This is a genomic window from Pseudomonas fluorescens (assembly GCF_030344995.1).
Classification (GTDB): domain Bacteria; phylum Pseudomonadota; class Gammaproteobacteria; order Pseudomonadales; family Pseudomonadaceae; genus Aquipseudomonas; species Aquipseudomonas fluorescens_BF.
Genome location: NZ_CP128260.1, coordinates 2,938,251 through 2,952,568, shown reverse-complemented (window position 1 = coordinate 2,952,568; position 14,318 = coordinate 2,938,251). Strand labels below are relative to the sequence as shown.

14 protein-coding genes and 1 tRNA gene are annotated in these 14,318 nt (G+C 58.8%); 6 read left to right on the top strand and 9 right to left on the bottom strand.

What is annotated here, in order from left to right:
• Positions 1-12: 12 nt before the first annotated feature.
• A tRNA-Arg gene (locus tag QR290_RS13215) sits at positions 13-87 on the bottom strand.
• Between the two features lie 107 nt (positions 88-194).
• Positions 195-1,076: a LysR family transcriptional regulator gene (locus QR290_RS13210; protein ID WP_289205137.1), complete on the bottom strand. Its 882-nt coding sequence runs from the start codon at positions 1,074-1,076 to the stop codon at positions 195-197.
• Between the two features lie 126 nt (positions 1,077-1,202).
• Here QR290_RS13210 and QR290_RS13205 point away from each other — a divergent pair, with 126 nt between their 5' ends.
• Complete coding sequence (locus QR290_RS13205) at positions 1,203-2,192, top strand: zinc-dependent alcohol dehydrogenase family protein (protein ID WP_289205136.1); 990 nt, start codon at positions 1,203-1,205, stop codon at positions 2,190-2,192.
• 88 nt (positions 2,193-2,280) lie between these two features.
• Here QR290_RS13205 and ycaC read toward each other — a convergent pair whose 3' ends face one another.
• On the bottom strand, positions 2,281-2,913 hold the full coding sequence (gene ycaC, locus QR290_RS13200) for an isochorismate family cysteine hydrolase YcaC (RefSeq protein WP_007958138.1): 633 nt from the start codon (positions 2,911-2,913) through the stop codon (positions 2,281-2,283).
• Between the two features lie 220 nt (positions 2,914-3,133).
• Between ycaC and QR290_RS13195 the strand changes: the two genes are divergently transcribed.
• A complete protein-coding gene (locus tag QR290_RS13195) occupies positions 3,134-4,735 on the top strand; it encodes a sensor domain-containing diguanylate cyclase (protein WP_289205135.1) in 1,602 nt (533 codons plus the stop codon).
• Positions 4,736-5,224: 489 nt separating this feature from the next.
• Entirely contained in the window at positions 5,225-5,731 is a 507-nt protein-coding gene (gene msrA, locus QR290_RS13190) for a peptide-methionine (S)-S-oxide reductase MsrA (protein ID WP_221399463.1), read from the top strand.
• A gap of 45 nt (positions 5,732-5,776) precedes the next feature.
• Here msrA and QR290_RS13185 read toward each other — a convergent pair whose 3' ends face one another.
• The 3 genes from QR290_RS13185 to QR290_RS13175 all read right to left on the bottom strand — a co-directional run bounded on the left by QR290_RS13185 (position 5,777) and on the right by QR290_RS13175 (position 8,681).
• Positions 5,777-6,223, bottom strand: a complete 447-nt coding sequence (locus tag QR290_RS13185) for a GNAT family N-acetyltransferase (protein ID WP_289205134.1) — start codon at positions 6,221-6,223, stop codon at positions 5,777-5,779.
• Positions 6,224-6,287: 64 nt separating this feature from the next.
• Positions 6,288-7,694, bottom strand: a complete 1,407-nt coding sequence (gene gabP / locus QR290_RS13180) for a GABA permease (protein WP_289205133.1) — start codon at positions 7,692-7,694, stop codon at positions 6,288-6,290.
• 339 nt (positions 7,695-8,033) lie between these two features.
• Positions 8,034-8,681 (bottom strand): hydrolase, encoded by a 648-nt coding sequence (locus tag QR290_RS13175; protein WP_289205132.1) that lies wholly within the window; start codon positions 8,679-8,681, stop codon positions 8,034-8,036.
• 177 nt (positions 8,682-8,858) lie between these two features.
• Here QR290_RS13175 and QR290_RS13170 point away from each other — a divergent pair, with 177 nt between their 5' ends.
• Positions 8,859-9,782, top strand: a complete 924-nt coding sequence (locus QR290_RS13170; RefSeq protein WP_289205131.1) for a LysR family transcriptional regulator — start codon at positions 8,859-8,861, stop codon at positions 9,780-9,782.
• Positions 9,783-9,826: 44 nt separating this feature from the next.
• Positions 9,827-10,264 (top strand): L-alanine exporter AlaE, encoded by a 438-nt coding sequence (alaE, locus tag QR290_RS13165; protein WP_289205130.1) that lies wholly within the window; start codon positions 9,827-9,829, stop codon positions 10,262-10,264.
• A 13-nt stretch (positions 10,265-10,277) separates the two neighbouring features.
• Here alaE and QR290_RS13160 read toward each other — a convergent pair whose 3' ends face one another.
• A complete protein-coding gene (locus tag QR290_RS13160) occupies positions 10,278-11,492 on the bottom strand; it encodes an aldose 1-epimerase family protein (protein WP_289205129.1) in 1,215 nt (404 codons plus the stop codon).
• Between the two features lie 570 nt (positions 11,493-12,062).
• Here QR290_RS13160 and QR290_RS13155 point away from each other — a divergent pair.
• On the top strand, positions 12,063-12,425 hold the full coding sequence (locus tag QR290_RS13155; protein WP_007958158.1) for a DUF6124 family protein: 363 nt from the start codon (positions 12,063-12,065) through the stop codon (positions 12,423-12,425).
• Positions 12,426-12,722: 297 nt separating this feature from the next.
• Here the strand turns inward: QR290_RS13155 and QR290_RS13150 are convergent, their stop codons facing one another.
• Both QR290_RS13150 and QR290_RS13145 read right to left on the bottom strand, forming a co-directional pair.
• Entirely contained in the window at positions 12,723-13,502 is a 780-nt protein-coding gene (locus QR290_RS13150) for an SDR family NAD(P)-dependent oxidoreductase (protein ID WP_240321690.1), read from the bottom strand.
• Between the two features lie 36 nt (positions 13,503-13,538).
• Complete coding sequence (locus QR290_RS13145) at positions 13,539-14,237, bottom strand: NADPH-dependent F420 reductase (RefSeq protein ID WP_115077485.1); 699 nt, start codon at positions 14,235-14,237, stop codon at positions 13,539-13,541.
• Positions 14,238-14,318: the final 81 nt, after the last annotated feature.

Sequence of the window (14,318 nt, the reverse complement as noted above, 5' to 3'; positions counted from 1 at the left end):
CCTACTATGTAGTGGGTCCGGGGGCTGGATTCGAACCAGCGCCCACCCGGTTAGGAGCCGAGTGTTCTACCGCTGAACTACCCCGGAACAGAGCGCGCATTGTCGATGAGTGGCCAAAGTATGTGAAGCTCGGTTTCAGGGAATTTGTTGCGACAGATCTCTGATCGTTCAGCCTTCGTCACTCAATGCAGCTCTTATCCAAACGCGGCACGCACAAAATCAATAAAACTCCTCAACTTCGGTGTCAGCCTCGGATCCGGCGCATACAACAGGTTCATCGGCGACACCGGCACCTTGTACTGCGGCAGCAGACTCACCAGTGTCCCGCTCCTCAGCGAATCCTTGACCAGCTCCAGCGGCAGCATCACCACCCCCAGCCCCGCCACTGCTCCGGACAGCAAAGGATCGCCCTGATTAATCGTCAATCGGCTTTTAATCGGCACGTCGATGCAACCTTCCGGGCCTTCGAATCGCAGGTGTGAGCGGCCGTCGGAATAGGCGAACGCCAGGCATTCATGTTCCTGGAGATCCCAAGGCGTGGTGATCGGTGGGCGGCGGGCGAGGTAGGACGGCGCTGCGCACAGCACCATTTGATAGGGCATCAGCGGCAGTGCCTTCAGCCCGCTGTCGGCGAGTTCGCCGATGCGGAATACCGCGTCGTAACCGCCGTCCACCAGGTCGACCAGTTCGTTCGACAGCGTCAGATCCACCGATACCTGCGGATAACGAACCATATACTCCAGCAGCTTCGGTGACAGCGTGCTCACGCCGAACGTGACGGGCGCGTTGATTCGCAGTCGACCGCTGGGCACGCCTCGAGTCACGGCAGCCATTTCTTCGGCGGCGTCCATGTCGGCCAGAATCAGCTTGGCCCGCTGATAGAACGTACGGCCGAAATCGGTGAGGCTTTGCTTGCGGGTGGTGCGGTTGAGCAGCGAAACGCCCAGATGCTGCTCGAGCATTTTCACTTGTTTGCCGACCATTTGCGGGGACAGGTTGAGTTCGTCCGCCACGGCGCTGAAGGAGCCCAGCTCCACCGCTTTGATGAAGGTGGCCATGAGTGTGAGGCGATCCATTGGAAACTCGTTGTTTCTAGTGTTGCGCCATCCTAGGCCTTTATCCGAAGCAGGCCAAAGCCTAAATTGGCGTCCATGGCACCGGATCACGCCGGTGCAATTTCATCGATAACCGAGGAAGTACAGATGGCACGCATTGTCAGGATTCATGAATACGGTGACGCGAGCGTCCTGAAACTGGAACACGTCGACGTCTTGGCACCTGCGGCGGACGAAGTACAGATCGAGGTCAAAGCCTTTGGCCTGAATCGCGCCGAAGTGATGTTCCGCAACCACGCTTATCTGCAGGAAGCTGAGTTTCCCAGCCGTCTCGGCTACGAAGCCGCCGGTGTGGTAGTCGCGGTCGGCGCCAACGCCCGCGAGTTCAAGATCGGTGATGCCGTCAGCCTGATTCCGCCGCTGGACATCGCGCGCTGGGGTACTTACGGCGAGCTGGCCAACGTGCCCGCCCACCTCACCGTCAAGCACCCACAGAACCTGTCGTTTGAACAAGCCGCGGCGTCCTGGATGCAATATGTCACCGCGTGGGGTGCGCTGGTCGAACAGGCCAGATTGCAAAAGGACGACTTCGTGATCGTCACCGCCGCCTCCAGCAGCGTCGGCCTGGCAGCCTTCCAGATCGCGAAAATGGTCGGCGCCACCTCGATTGCCGTCACCCGCACCCGCGCCAAGAAACAGGCCTTGCTCGACGCTGGTGCCGCGCATGTGATTGTCAGCGACGAAGAAGACATGGTTGCAGCGGTCATGGCGCTGACCAACGGCAAAGGCGCGCGGGTGGTGTTCGATCCGGTGGGCGGCCCGTCGTTCGAACCGCTGACCCAAAGCATGGCGCGCGGCGGCATCCTGCTGGAGTACGGCGCCCTGAGCCCGGAGCCAACGCCGTTCCCGCTGTTCACCGTGCTCGGCAAATGCCTGACCCTCAAGGGTTACCTTTACACGGAGATCGTCTCCGACCCGGCCACCCTGGCACGCGCCAAGAGTTTCATCGGCGACGGGCTGGCATCGGGGGCGCTGAAACCTATCATTGCCAGAACGTTTACTCTGGATGACATTCAGGAAGCGCATCGCTTTCTTGAAGCCAATCAGCAGGTCGGGAAGATTGTCGTCACGGTTTGAGGTGACGAGTCCCCTGCTCTTCTGTTTGCGGTAGAAACGACGAAAGCCTGCTTTTTTCAATGCAGGCTTTCGTCTATCCAGCATCCGGTTATTTCTGATGCGCCGTCAGCGCCGCATAGCCGTTCATCAAGTTGCGATAGTTCGGGATGCGCTGGGACAGCAGGTTGCCCAAGCCTTCGATGTCGTTGCGCCAGTCGCGGTGCAGTTCGCAGGCCACCGAGAACCAGTTCATCATCTGCGCGCCGGCCTGGGTCATGCGGTTCCACGCGGCTTGCTGCACGGTGGTGTTGAAGGTGCCGGAAGCGTCGGTCACCACGAACACGTCAAACCCTTCCGCCAGCGCCGACAGGGTCGGGAACGCTACGCACACATCGGTCACGACACCGGCAATGATGATCTGCTTGCGGCCGGTGGCCTTGATCGCCTTGACGAAGTCTTCGTTGTCCCAGGCGTTGATCTGGCCTGGACGAGCGATGTAAGGCGCGTCCGGGAACATTTCCTTGAGTTCCGGCACCAGCGGGCCGTTCGGGCCTTGTTCGAAGCTGGTGGTGAGGATGGTCGGCAATTCGAAGAACTTGGCCAGATCGGCCAGCGCCAATACGTTGTTCTTGAACTCGTTTGGCGAGAAGTCCTGCACCAGAGAAATCAGACCGGTCTGGTGGTCGACCAGCAGAACTACGGCGTCGTCTTTGTTCAGGCGGTTGTAGGTTGGAGTGCTCATGTGTGAATCCCTTTTTAGTTGTGGAAGTGCGTTTGCGTTCAAGATGGGCACAGATTACTGACTCGCCTGAACGCGATAAATCGTCTGAAAAGCGTTTCACCGTCAACCCAAAACGGACAATCAACTCAAACTGCCAGGTGGATCACACAGCCGGCCCGACCTTCGCGCCTATCCTCGTCATAATGCTGACCCGCTCAGAACGACCTCCAGGGAAATGTTGATGCCCGGACGCAATACGCAAGCGCCCACGCCAGATGAAGCACCGCGCGCGCCCCGCAAAGGGGTGAAGGCCGGGTCTACCTTTCGGCTGACCGTCAGTTTCATGCTGATGGTGGTCGTGGCCTTTCTGGCGGTCGAGAGCTGGCGGACGTGGCGTGACTATCGTTCGGTCTTTGCCTCCGCGCGCGACTCGGTAACCAACCTAGCCCGCGCCACCGCGCAGCATGCCGAGGACACCATCCGCCAGGTCGATGTGCTGACCGCCGGGCTGGCCGAGCGAGTCGAAGGCGATGGGCTGCAGAACCTCGATGTGGCGCGGATTCATAAGCTGCTCATCCAGCAATCGAAAATCATGCCGCAGCTGCACGGTCTGTTCATCTACGGCCCGGACGGCCATTGGATCGTGACCGACAAGGAGGTCACGCCAGAAACCGCCAACAACGCCGACCGCGATTATTTCCAGTACCACCGCACCCATGAAGACCGAGGCGTGCGCATCGGTCAGGTAGTGGAAAGCCGTTCCACCCATGATCTGATCATTCCGATCTCGCGGCGTTTGAACAACCCCGACGGCTCGTTCGCCGGCGTGCTGCTGGGGACGGTCAAGGTCAGTTATTTCGTCGACTATTACGGTGACTTCCGCATTGATGACAAAGGCGCGCTGGTGCTGGCGATGCGCGACGGCACGATCCTTGTGCGCCGGCCGTTCATTGCCTCGGTGGTCGGCAAAAGCCTGGCGAACAGCGAGATCTTCAAGACCTACCTGCCCAGCTCCAACCAGGGCATCGCCCAGATCAGGGCGGTGGTCGACGACACCGAACGCCTTTACGGCTATCGCGCCCTGACCACCTACCCGCTGGTGGTCGAGGCCGGTTTGTCCCGCGACTCCATCATTGCGCCGTGGCGCCAGGACCTGCTGAAAAACGGCTTCGTGCTGGTGTTCCTGATTCTGGTGCTGGCCTGTTTCGGGCTCATCGTGCTGAGCCAGTTGCGTCAACGGATGGCGATGGAGCGGGAGATCCGCTCCGCGCACAAAACGATGCGCGACATGGCGCTGACCGACAGCCTCACCGGTCTGGGCAACCGTCGGCGCCTGGACGCGGCGCTGGCGGACGAGATTCGTCTGGCCCGGCGTCAGGGCACTTCGCTGTCGTTGATCATGCTCGATGTCGACTACTTCAAACGCTACAACGACCAGTACAGCCATGCCGCCGGCGATGACTGCCTGATCGCGGTCGGCGACGGAATCCGCAAAGCGGTCAAGCGCCCCTCTGATTTGGCCGTGCGCTACGGTGGTGAGGAATTCACCGTGCTGCTGCCCAACACCGACAGCGCCGGGGCGATTCAGGTGGCCGAAGATATTCTGCAGACCATTCGTTCGCTGGAGCTTGAACATGCCGGGCATCCGCTGGGGTATGTCACCGCGAGTGCGGGGATCACCACACGCTATCCGGTTGACGATGCGGTGACACCGGCCACTTTGCTCAAGTCAGCCGATACCTGTCTGTATCAGGCCAAGCAGCAAGGGCGGAATCGCTGGTGCTCGGCGCAGGCCTCCCGGCAAATCCAGCCGATTGCGGCGATGCCGCGGACGGATCGCTGAGTGCAAATACAACCAGTCATTTCCAGCGTCCTTCACGCACATAAGCAGCGTCCTACAGCAGCCGTCCCTCACGCCTGATTACATAGGCACCCTCGCCTTCGATACCGTCTTCTGCCTGATCCGGACAGAACACAGACGATGCGAAGAAAAGACGCCTTTCCATTGGGCCTCTCATAAGATCGACTCAAGCAACCAGGCACGAGAGGTGTCCATGAAACACAAGAAGCCAAAAGCTCAACCAGCGCCTGCTTCCAGACTTCGTGCCGAAGAACCCGGTTTGCCCATCAGAGTTTCTGCCAGTCAGCGGCTTTTTTTGAAAGTGGCCGCAACGTGTGGCAAAGAAATGGAGCCTGATGGTTGGCTCGCCGGTGGTGGGCAAACACCGTAAGCCGACGCCTCACGATTTATTTACCGGCTCAACCTTGGAATCGGCCCACACTCCCTCATATCAAGGAACATCTGCGACCCATTCGAGAGGAAGGACATGCCATGACCACTCAAACCGAAACTGCCATTCTCGCTGGCGGCTGCTTCTGGGGCATGCAGGATCTGCTGCGCCGCTATCCCGGCGTGTTGCAGACGCGGGTCGGTTATTCCGGCGGCGATGTGCCGAATGCCACTTACCGCAACCATGGCAATCACGCCGAGGCCATTGAAATCGTCTTCGATCCCGCCGTGATCAGCTATCGGCAGATCCTCGAGTTTTTCTTTCAGATCCACGATCCAAGCACGCCCAACCGTCAGGGCAACGACCTCGGTCCGAGCTATCGTTCGGCGATCTATTACCTGAACGAGCAGCAACGCGATATCGCCGAAGACACTGCGGCTGATGTCGACGCGTCAGGCCTGTGGCCAGGCCGCGTGGTTACCGAAATCGAACCGGCGGGGCCGTTCTGGGAAGCGGAGCCGGAGCATCAGGATTACCTCGAGCGCATTCCGAATGGCTACACCTGCCACTTCATTCGCCCGAACTGGAAGCTGCCGAAACGCGGTTGAAATCAACAGAGGCCATTGCGCAATGTGCAACGGCCTCTGTTTTGGTCAAAGCGCCTTGCGCATGAACACCCGAGCAAAGCCATCTTCCGTGGCGCGATGGGTTTCGAGATAACCGAGTTTTTTGTAGATCTCGATGTTTTCGGTCATCCGTTCGTGGGTGTACAACCGCACCGCCGCCAGCCCTTTGTCACGCGCGTGTTCTTCACAGAACGCCATCAGCACTTTTCCCAGGCCCTTGCCCTTGTGCCGAGCTGAAACGGCGACGTTGACCAGAAGTAGCTCGGTGTCTTCAGGGGTCATGACCAGCACGCCGACAACCTCGTCATTGTCGATCAGGACAAACGTCTCATTGTCCTGCAACACCTGCCGGTAATCCTCCAGCATCGGCGCAGGTTTCTTGCCGATTCTGGCGATGTACGGTGTATAGGCCTCGGTGACGAGTGCGGCGATGCACTCGGCATCCTGAGGTTGAGCGCGGCGGATGGTCTGCACGATGGGGCTCCGATGAATGTCAGGCATGCCGGCGATAGTCCCACAGTTCACGCGTGCGACAAACCTAGGCCTTGCCCACCGAAACCACCGCCCTCGCCTGCCCATGCTGCCGCGTGGTCACCAGCCCGATAAAGGAAATCGCCAGCGCCAGGCCAATCGTCGAGGTCACTTCCAGACGATGCTCCGGCGTCACCATCATCACCGCGAGCGCGGCGCAGATGAAGACGATCACCAACCACGTCAGCCACGGAAACAGCCACATGCGAAACGTCAGCTCGACGTTCTGCCGACGCAGCATCCGGCGCATGCGCAATTGCGAAACCGCGATCACCAGATACACCAGCAACGCAATCGCGCCGGAGCTGGCGAGCAAAAACTGGAACAGCCCCGCCGGCATGAAATAGCTGAACAGCGTCACCCCGGCACCAATCACGGTGCTGGCGATCACCGCCGCCCTCGGCACGCCCGCAGCGGAGGTCACCTTCAGCGGCTGCGGAGCATCGCCGCGACGCCCCAGCGAGAACAGCATCCGCGAAGAAATGTAAATCGAGGAGTTCATGCAACTGGCCACTGCGATCAGCACGACCACATCGACCAGGAATTTGGCGTTGGGAATGTTCATCAGCTCCAGCGCGCGCTGGTAAGAGCCGACGGACGCCAGCAGCGGGTCGTTCCAGGGCACCACCGAAATCACCACGAAAATCGACAGCAGATAAAACACGCCGATGCGCCAGATGACCGAGCGCGTGGCCTTGGCGATGTTCTGCGCCGGATTGCTCGATTCGGCGGCCGCGATGGTCACCGCCTCCGTCCCGATAAAACTGAACATGATGGTGATAAAAGCCCCGACCACCGCCGACAAACCATTGGGCGCAAACCCGCCATGCTCTTCCATCAACCGACTCAAACCGCTGGCCTCACGTTCCGGAATCCAGCCCATCAACACCGCAAAACCCAGCCCGATGAACCCGATGATCGCCACCACTTTGGCCATCGCAAACCAGAACTCGAACTCACCGTACTTGGACACGCTGAACAGGTTGGTCACCACCAGCAAAATGATCGACAGCAACGCGAACAACCACGCATCGACCTGAGGAAACCACTGGTTCAAGACATGCCCGGCGGCCAGCGCTTCAATTGGAATGACCAGCACCCAGAACCACCAATACAACCAACCAATGGTGAACCCCGCCCAGCGCCCGATGGCCTGATCGGCATAGGTGGAAAACGATCCCGTGTCCGGATGGGCCACGGCCATTTCACCGAGCATGCGCATGACCAGCACGACCAGCAGACCGGAGAAGAGATAAGCAAGCAAGACGGCCGGGCCGGCGGCGGCAATGGCGTGGCCGGAGCCGACAAACAGCCCCGCACCGATGATGCCGGCAATGGAAAGCATGGTGACATGACGCGGCTTGAAACCTTGCGCCAACTGACCGTTCGAGTCCTTCGAGTTCAGGCTATTCATTGTTTTTGTTGTTCTCTGGTGATCGACGTTTGGGCGTACTGACGACGTGTCAGGCGATCATCATTTCTTCCTGTTGCCCTGCTCCAGAGCGGCGCACCTCAAGCGCTGCAGCGTTAAAAATCGGTCGGACGACGACGCAGGGCGATGAAATGATGCGTCACCTTACGTGTCTGGAGTTGATGGGAAATAGCCTGGGAGCGGCATGGGGGCGTCTGATTTCGACATGGCGAATAGCGTTCGGACTTCTGTCGTGCAGGCATTCGACCTGAGTCTGCCTCGCGCAAAAAACAAAGGCAGCACCCGCTTTCGCGAGTGCCACCTTTATCAACTACCCACTGATCAGGCCTTCTTGTCTGCCTCCTCCAGAGCCTTTTCAGCATTGAACCCGTCGAAGTTCTCGAACACGCCCATAAAGCCCGGCACGGTCACTTCTCGCGCCCAGTCGCGCTGGAGTTCGCAGTACATCTGCACGCGGCTGATGAGCTTCGCGCCCGCCTGTTCCATTCTGCGCAACGCCGCCTCGTGTGCGGCAAGCGATGTGCCGCCAACCGCATCGACCGGCACATACACTTCATAACCTTCCTGGATGGCGTCGAGCACCGGGAACGTCAGACAGGCTTCGGTCCAGAGCGCAGTCATGATGAGTTTCTTGCGTCCAAGCGCCTTGACCGCCTGTTTGAATTCCGTGTCCTCCCAGCTGTTGATCGAGGTACGGTCATAGGTCGGCAGGTGACCGAGAACCTGTTGCAATTCCTGAATCGGCGGCTTGTTGCGGCCGGTCGCGACATTGACGGTCGAGTGGATGATCGGAAGGTCGTAGTTGACCGCCGCCTTCGCGACGCTGGTGATGTTGAAGACGAGTTCGTCACGCGGCATCGAGCGGATCGAGGAAACCTGAACAGGCTGATAATCGATGATGATCAACGCCGAGTTTTCCGGGGTCAGCAACTGATCGGTGTGGGCGTTGCGGAGCGTTTCGCTTGCCATGGGCAAATCCTTTTTATGGGTGACGCACGTTTGTGAAGGGGCCGAAGCCCGTGCGGAAAATCAATTCCAGACACGCAAAAAGCGTGATTTGCCTGGAAAACCCATTGTGCTGTTCCCATGTTCGACGCAGTAGTAGCATTGCGCGACGTGCTGTGTCGCACAAAGGGGAACGCAAGCATGGATATCGAAGAACTACAGACCTTCGTGGAAGTGGCTGACGCCGAGGGCATTTCGCAGGCTGCACTGCGTCTTGGCGTATCGAAGTCGATCGTCAGCCGCCGCCTGGCCCGCCTTGAAACCGAACTGGGTGTGCAGCTGCTGGCACGCTCGACGCGCGGATCGGCACTCACTGAGGCCGGCGCGATCTTCCGGGACTACGCCGCCAGAGTCTGCACCGAGATCAACGTCGCCAAGGAAACGATCCTGCCTGCCGGAGCCCTTCGCGGCCGCCTGCGCGTGGCTGTCCCGCTGTCGTTCGGCCCGACTCACTTTGCACCGGTGCTGGCGGAAATGGCGCGCCGTCACCCTCAGCTGCATATGCAGACTTGCTACAGTGATCGCTTCGTTGACCTCATCACCGAGGGCTACGATTGCGCCATTCGAGTGGGTTATCTGAAGGACTCCAATCTGATCGCAAGGCGTATTGGTCCGGTCTACACCAAGCTCGTCGCGAGCGCGGACTACATCAAGGCGCACGGCGCCCCAGAGAAGCCGGACGACCTGATCAACCATCAGGCACTCATGCAGGGCACCGAAGCCTGGCAATTCATGGACGGCGACAAGACCGTCACGGTTCGTCCGCAAGGACGCTTCAAGGCTGACAACGGCACCGCCCTCGCCGCTGCCGCAGTCGCCGGCCTGGGCGTCGCCTACCTGCCCGACTGCCTCACCCATGAGCACCTGGCATCGGGCGCACTGGTGCAGATCATGACAAACCATCCCCCACCGCCAGCCGGTGCCTACCTCCTCCGCCCGCCGGGGCCGCATCCCGCCCGGAAAATACGCGTGCTCACCGAGCTGCTGATCGAGTTCTTCGGCGAAACTCCGCACCTGGCGGTGCAGCCGCTGTCACATCAGGAGGATGCGCTGGCACCTACCTGAACCAGCACAGGAGATGTGATTTGCTTCAACGCCCGCAACAGTCAATGCGCCGTACTGCATTCATTGCAGACACAACGGCGCTGATCCTGTTTTTCACAACCACCGGCATCATCAATGAACGATTCATTGCCGGCATGACGTGGGATCAGGTTCTTCATGCGCGCCTTGTGGGCGCCGTATTGATGGTGCCCGTCGCAAGACCTTACGGTCTGTGGCGGGACTGGGTGATGAAGCGAGCCAGCCCGCGTCGGGTTTCCAGACTGCTGTGGGACAGCTTCGCCCTCGTCAGTTTCCAGGTCCCAATCTATGCAGCGATCATTGCCTCAAGTGGTGCATCGGGAGGTGAACTGGTGCGCGGCACGCTCGGTGCGGCGTTGATGATGCTGGCGCTGGGGCGACCCTACGGGGCATTTCTCAACAGGGTGCGCAAGGTGTTCGGCTTGCCTCCGGGTGGCGACAAGCCGATGTCGCTGAACATTTGAGCGACCGCCGGTTTCACCCCTTGGTCAGATCAACCAACGGTGTCTGCCGCACCTCAGTCTCCCGCCCGCCCTGAATGTCACTCACCTGCTTCAAGGCCTTGTCCACCGCCGTCTTATCCGCCAACAAGCTGTAGCTGATGCGGAACTGTTTGTGTTCCTTCGGCCCGATTGTCGGTACCAGGTTCAGGGGCCGCTGATAACGGCGGTTGTAGGAAAAACTCGTCCCCGGCTCCAACCCGGTGACATAACCCTGGCCTTGGGTATCGGTATTCTTCCACAGGGAAAACACCGGCAATGTCTGCGTATTGAAGCCAACCGAAACACCCAGGCTGCCGGCCTTGTTATGCAACACGGTCAACGTATCGCCCTTGGCATCGGCATACGGCACGACGTTGTAAACCGTTTCGTCGTAGTCCTTGGTCGGTGCGCGATAGGTTTGCCATTCAGCCAAATCGCCCTTGGCTTTGTCGTTGAACGGCGACACCTGTTTCACCGGCGCGGCGAAACGAGCGCCCTGCTCCAGGAACGGGGTGCTGAAGTTACTGTGGTACAGCGCTTGGTATTCCTTCGGATAGTCACCGTTGTTGGTCAGAGTGTCGTTAAGGGCGAACACTACGCTGCCAGGTTCGGTGACGAGTTCGGTGGCGACGGAGAAGTCGACTTTCTTGAACGCCTGCTCTTTCAGTTCGCCGCGCAGGGTGATGGCGTAAGGTGGCGTTTCATCGATGTGCAGGGTGACCTTGTTCGCAGGAATGTTGGCGGCCCGGCCGTGCAGGGTCAGCAGTTCGCCGTTGTCGATGCCGGGGTGGCCGACCCATTCGTATCCGCAGCGGGTCACCAGCTCATTGAAACCTTCGAGCCAGCCCAGACCACCGCGACCATGGAGTTCGATGAAGGACGGATTGACCACCTCCTTGACCGGCGAATCCCAGCCCATGCGCACATTGCCGACCGAGGCCTGCAAGACGTTCATTCCGCGCGTCGGCACCACCGATAGCTTCATCGTGCCGTTATCGATGTCGACAATGCTGACGCCCTCCTGCCGACCGCCATGCAAGGTGCGCAGGCTGACGCTGAAAGGTTTGTCGGTTTTCACGCCGAGTTGCTGGCTGGTGATCTGCCAGTTCTGAGCGGCTTTGTCGGTGTCGAGCAGAACGTAATCCCAGGCCATGGCGTGGGAGGCAGCGGACAGTGCGCTGAGGGCAACAACGAGTTTGAGCGGGATCATGGGAGCAGCCTTTCTTGGAGTTGTGCCGTTTTTATAAACCTGCTGAAACGTTTCATCAAGCTTAAAAAGTGACGTGTGTTGGTAGGTGCCGAGGAAGAATGGGTACGGACAGGAAATTGAAATCGAGGTGATCGCGTTATCCCGCAGACGGGAGTCCGCTTTTTTCAGGAGTGGCATGGACGTCTGATTTCGACATGGCAAGGGCAGCGTGTTTAAGCGTTTTTCGAATGGTGTTTAGAAACGCCCGGCATTACTTCACCACGGCTACAGCGTCTTGCGTCATTGCCTACGACTACGCCAGAATCCGCCGGCTTGTGCGTCTGGGGTGCGGGTTTTATCGTTTCCGGGTCACTGAAAAACAGTGATCGGGTTTGGTAGCCCGCAGCGCTGACGCATTGCGTCACCTCATGCAGTTGCATTCATGCGACTGGATCTATGGTGGCCATGCTCAGGGCTTCTTCGGAAGCGCCGGTTCCAGTGCTCCGGTCTACCAACCTGCGTATGGTCGCCACCCCTCGTTTGGTAGCGAGAGTGGATGACTCCCCTTTAATAAGTGCTGGAGATTCATCTATGTTCAAACCAACACCGAACCCTCCCGAAACCGATCCGGTTTCTCCCTACAAATTCCCCGATTCCCGAACCCTTAACGAAGCGGCAGAACGCGCGCTCGATCACTACCTCACTCCGCAACAACGGATCATGGGCAGCCATCACAAACACGACCCCATGTACATGGCCAACCCTGCATACAACACCGAATCACTCCTGGCCAACGCCAGCGAATCACTGGGCTCGGCGAGCGAAATGCTTAATAACTTTGCGGCCACGCTGGAGCCTGCCCACCGCAAGACTGCGATCGGGATTGCGCAGTTGGTGATGTTGAGTGAGTTGGCGGTGAATCAGGCGTTGGATCATGTTGAGGTGAAGACCTGAAAGCCAACCCCTCTTTCATGACTGATTAGTAGGGGCTTGAGAAAACGATGCCAGCCGAAGCTGCCACAGTAAATGGCAGCTATCGGCCATAAGCTGACCCTCGCAGGTGACAGCTACAGACCAATAGTGGACGTTCGCTTAGCAAATAAAAATTCATGAGAGGAATCGTACGCGAAGGTTGACCGCCTTCGCGTACTAGGGAGCCCCTGCGAGCAATCGAATTTCATTATAGGCAGTGACTTTCATGGTCAACACGCAGTGCTCATCCACTGCCGCGTTCCTGATGGAAGGGCAGCTTTACAGCTTATAGCCACCACTTGCTTCAATGACCTGGGCGGTCACCCAGCGGCTTTCCTCACACGCCAGATACGCCACGACCGCGGCGATGTCTGAAGTTTCTCCGAAGCGGCCCAATGCTGTATCAGCTTCGATCATTTTAACCATGTCGACGTTTTCACGTACGGCCGCGTTCATGTCTGTCCGTACCCAGCCCGGCGCCACGGCATTCACCGTAATGCCGTACGGACCCAATTCCTGTGCAAGCGCATGGGTCAGGTTGTTGATACTGGCTTTGGCCATCGAATAGATCGGCACTGCCGACATGGCCCGTGCGCCGGCACCGGAGGTAATGTTAATAATTCGGCCGCCATCGCTTAGACGACTAAGTGCGGCTTGAACGACGAAAAACGGCGCTCGAGCGTGGACCGCGAAGATAGCGTCCCAATTGTCCGGTGTTGCATCCCGGAAACTGCCCCAACCGGAATTTCCGGCATTGTTGACAAGAATGTCGAGCGCTTTATTCCCGTTTCGTCTGATGAGTTCTCGGTCGAGTTGTTCGAACAATGCGGGGATAGCCTGAACATCTGACAGATCAGAATGAAGTGCGAATGCACTACCTCCGGCGCTCTCGATGGCATCAACCACCTCCTCGGCGGCGGACTTGCTTGCGTTGTAGGTCAAGGCGATTGTTGCGCCTTCTTTCGCCAGGCGCTCTGCAATCGATCGACCGATTCCCCGCGACCCTCCTGTCACCAGGGCCGTTTTTCTAATTAGCGATTGTGGCATCTGAAATTCCATTAATTCGAACTCTTGGTGGGGTGATCTACATGACGCTCAGGAGATCCGTTCGCGCACGATGGGACCAGGGAGAGCCTCCACAATCGAGACACCCAGCCGAATGAGATCGGTATCGCCGTTGTATTCGTGTTCGGCGATGTGGTGCAGCAGAACGCCGAGCTGCTCCAATTGGCGGGCGACTTTCAAAGGGCCTGCATTGATGGGCGTGAAGCCAGCGTCTTCAATCAAACCGCGCGCGACGTCGCCTGCCTCCTGGTCGTCAGTTGCGTAGAAAACGTTAGGTTTGGTCGCCGAGGCAGACCAGGCAGCACCCTCCAGCACCGGCGCCGCCAACAGGCTGAAGGCCTTGACCACCCGCGCACGCGGAAGACGGTTTTGCAGATACTCGGCAGTCGAGTTGTCACGCATGAAAGCATGGTCATGAAAGTGCACAAACTCGTTAGTGACGCCGAGCGGATTCATGGTTTCGATCACGATCTTGCCGTCGAGTGCGCTGCCAACCGCGTCGATCACAGCGTCTGCCCTGGGCCAGTAGACCGAGAACAACACAGCTTCGCCAAATTGAGCCGCTTGTTCGAAGGTGCCGTGGCGGGCCCGACCGCCAAGTTCGGCAAGCAATGGCGCAATCTTGCGATCCTCGCCGTCCTTGGCGAGCACCAACTGGTGATCCGCATCACCCCATGCCCGCGCTAGCCTGCTGCCAAGATTCCCGGTGTTCAGTATTCCTATCTTCATTACAGCCCCTCTTTCTTTCGGTGAAAGACATCACTGTAAGAAGCCATGGAAAATAGATAAATAGCATGTGGAACGACAGAC